The following is a 3,515-nucleotide window of genomic DNA, read 5'->3' as shown; positions in this document are numbered from 1 at the left end:
TAGCTCAAAGAATTTCTCCTCATGGTTTGTCTAGCAACTACCATTGTAAAGAATTCTTTGGGTTTTTTGTTTTTCAATTATCGTTCGAATTAATTATAGAATCTGCCTTTTGAAAAATCGCTAATCACTAGAAGTAGGGAGTTTATATGCAGGTATCTGTTATAACAACAGTTTATAATGAGACAAGGGAACAAATTAAACGCGCTATTAATTCTGTTTTTGAACAATTAAAACATGTGGATGTTTTAGAGCATGTAATATTAGAGCATGTAATAGTTGTAGATAATCCTGAATTTAATGATATTAATTTTTTATATTCAATGTCAGATCATCTTAACTCTGACAATTTTTCCTTAAAAGTAATTGTTAATCAAGAGAATATTGGTCTAGCGAATTCACTCAACAAAGCCATAGCTAATAGTTCATTTGAACTATTAGCTCGTCTAGATGCTGATGACTGGATGAATGAAGGACGATTAATTCAACAGGGTAATGAGCTAATTAGTAATGAAGCTGATATTGTGTATACGGATACACTGCTGTTTAAGGATGGGAAAAACGAAGCGGAATATTTAAAATCATTTAATGATAAAAAAGTTGATGAACTCTTACCATTAAGAAATTTCATACCACATAGTAGTGTTTTAATGTCAAAAAAATCATTTTTAGAAGTTGGTGAATATAGAGATCTTGTACCTGCTGAAGATTATGATTTATGGTTAAGGTTTAACAATCAAAAATTCAAATTTTGCTATATTCCTGAAGCGTTAACTAGTAGAGAAATTAGGTCTGACTCTGTAAGTAATTCTGACTTAGAATTACAAATGCGGATGGCTTACTTTGTTAGGCGAATAAATAAGAAAGATAATATATTAAATTCAGACGATTTAAAAAGAATGAAGCCTCAAAAAATGACCGATATCAAAAGTTTAAATAAAATAAATCAACGTATACATGCTTTTAGAAATGCTAACGGATTGCACAAATATTTAATTGGATTTTCTTCATTTTTTATAATTCGAATGAGTTTTGATGATATTCTTTTTAAGATGAAAATCATATTTTGATAGGAAAAGTATTCCATACTTTTTAAGCTAGATGCACAGAAAGACATTATTTAATGGATAGCAAACGTAAACATTATGCAATTATAAATGTTGGGACAAGTGGCTTATCAACAGCATTTAAATTTATATTAGGCTTTTTATCCAGAACAATTTTTATCCATATTTTGGGTAGTGAAATTCTTGGATTAAATGGATTATTAACTAGTACGTTAACGACTCTTTCTTTAGCTGAAATGGGAATTGGAAGTGCCGTTGTTTACTCGTTATATGAGCCATTAGCTAATAAGCGATGGACCATTGTTCAGTCAATTATGCGATTATATCGAAACATCTATCGTATTCTTGCATTGTTGATTTTAGCAATTGGCTTAGCGATTGTTCCCTTTCTACCTTTAATTACTGGGAAACAAGTTGAGCATAGTACTTTTTATTATCTTATATTACTCACTAATAGTGTAGTTAGTTATTTATTGACGTATAATAGATCTTTATTAATTGCTAATGAGCGTAATTATATAGTTTCTTTTGTTGATTTTTTGACATATTTTGTAATGACAGTTTTGCAAGTCATTATATTATTTGTTTTTAAAAACTATGCACTATATCTTATTATCCAGGTTATTTCTACATTAGCTGGAAATATTGGTTTATCAATTTATGTAAAAAAGCAATATGATAAATACTTTGTTTCCGAAAAAATAGTTAAAGTACCTAGAAAAATTATTAACAAATTGAAAAGGAATGTTATCGGTACTTTCGCTAGTAGAATAGGTGATATTGTTGTTAATGGAACCGATAATATTTTAATTGCAGCATTTATTAACTTATCTACGGTTGGTTTGTACAGTAATTACCAGTTAATTATCAGTGCAATACAACAAATATTGTATAGTGTGTCGACCGCCCTAACGGCAACGATTGGTAATATTGCTGTTGGTCAAACTTCAAAAGATGAAGGCGCTGACCTATTTTTTAGGCATCAATTTGCTAATTATACCATTACTTTTTTTGTTTCAGCATTGTTGTTGGGTGAATTACCGACGTTCATTAGGCTTTGGATTGGTAGTAGTTTCCTTCTTCCTGATTACGTTGATGTTCTTATGGTCGGTATTTTTGTTATTAATATCCTCCGGTATAGTGGCTTATCTTTTATCGATGCATATGGACTATCTTATGAACAGAGAGCCAAACCAATTTTAGAAGCAATTTTTAATTTATTGTTTTCAATACTTTTTCTTAAAGTTTTTGATTTGGGAATACTTGGTATTTTGCTAGCTACTATGATAACAAGTCTTTTTATTGCTACAGTTTATGAAGCCTATGTTGTGTTTTACTATGGCTTTAATCGTAGTGTTTTGCAGTTTTATAAAAAATATATAAAAATGTTGGTGGATATTAGTATAAATTTGGTTTTAGTATCATTTCTAACGTCTTTTTCATCGTCTTTTCTAGAGAATTTAATTGGTAGGAATTACTTTTTAATTTTGATAGTTAATTTTGTTTCCATTATTCTTTTGAGTATTATTGTATATTGTTTTTTGAATATGAAGCGAATAATTAATAAAAAAGTTTTTAGAAGGGTTTGATTTGTACCCTGAAAGTTGTATAACTTTCAGGGTTTTTCTTATGACTAAATTTTCTAGAGAATATAAACTACAAGCCGTTAAAAAGACTACCAAATATGCCCTGTCTGCTAATCAAGTCGCTCTTGAATATGGCTAACAAACTGATGACTATTGATGCTCATTACTGCATACGAAGCTCATGGATTAAAGATCATTTACGAGCCGCCACAAGTAACACCCGAATTTCGGTTACGATTGACACTTTGGGCCATCAAGCATGATGCGTCTTATGTTCAGGTGGCTCGTAAATTTGGTTATACCAATATTTCTTCCATCTGGAATATGAAAATTAATATTTGTCCCAACATTAGTTCATCAAATATCTGTTTTGAACACTAGATATTTTTATATCGATTAACGAGGCTCGAATATCTTGTTGATTGAGCGTAGTTTACATTCTTTGATCTCTATAATTCAGGAATGTATATTAAAATTGAATAGTATTATTCAATTATTAGTTAGTGTTATCGATATAAATTTTGTTGTAATGTTTTTGTCAGTGTGACCTTAATAGTAAAGGCTAGAAGAGGTGTGAATGAAGCATAAATAAAAACATTTCATAATCATGATTTTGTAATTTATTTATTAGAACGATACTATTTTAATTGAAAAATTAGTTACTAATGTATAACAAAAACTGAATTAAATGAATATAAAATGTTTAATATTAAGACTTATTGCAAACGATAGATTGCTTTCGAAAATTTTTATATAAGGCAGATTCTATAATTAATTCGAACGATAATTGAAAAACAAAAAACCCAAAGAATTCTTTACAATGGTAGTTGCTAGACAAACCATGAGGAGAAATTCTTTGAGCTAT

Annotated in this window: 2 protein-coding genes; both read left to right on the top strand. The window is 29.2% G+C overall.

The window, feature by feature from the left end:
* Positions 1 to 146: 146 nt before the first annotated feature.
* Positions 147 to 1,067 carry a glycosyltransferase gene (locus AABI20_RS07525; RefSeq protein WP_338347347.1) on the top strand — a complete coding sequence of 307 codons (921 nt, stop codon included), beginning with the start codon at positions 147 to 149 and terminating at the stop codon, positions 1,065 to 1,067.
* Positions 1,068 to 1,120: 53 nt separating this feature from the next.
* Positions 1,121 to 2,653 (top strand): lipopolysaccharide biosynthesis protein, encoded by a 1,533-nt coding sequence (locus AABI20_RS07520; RefSeq protein WP_338347346.1) that lies wholly within the window; start codon positions 1,121 to 1,123, stop codon positions 2,651 to 2,653.
* The last annotated feature ends 862 nt before the right edge of the window (positions 2,654 to 3,515 follow it).

Source organism: Fructobacillus cardui, assembly GCF_963580785.1.
Taxonomy (GTDB): Bacteria; Bacillota; Bacilli; order Lactobacillales; family Lactobacillaceae; genus Fructobacillus; species Fructobacillus cardui.
Note: the sequence above shows the minus strand (reverse complement) of the source record. Positions and strands in the feature narration are given on the sequence as shown.

Excerpts from the sequence above, each read along its gene's own strand:
- AABI20_RS07525 (WP_338347347.1), top strand. The coding sequence starts at position 147 with ATGCAGGTATCTGTTATAACAACAGTTTATAATGAGACAAGGGAACAA.
- AABI20_RS07520 (WP_338347346.1), top strand. The coding sequence starts at position 1,121 with ATGGATAGCAAACGTAAACATTATGCAATTATAAATGTTGGGACAAGT.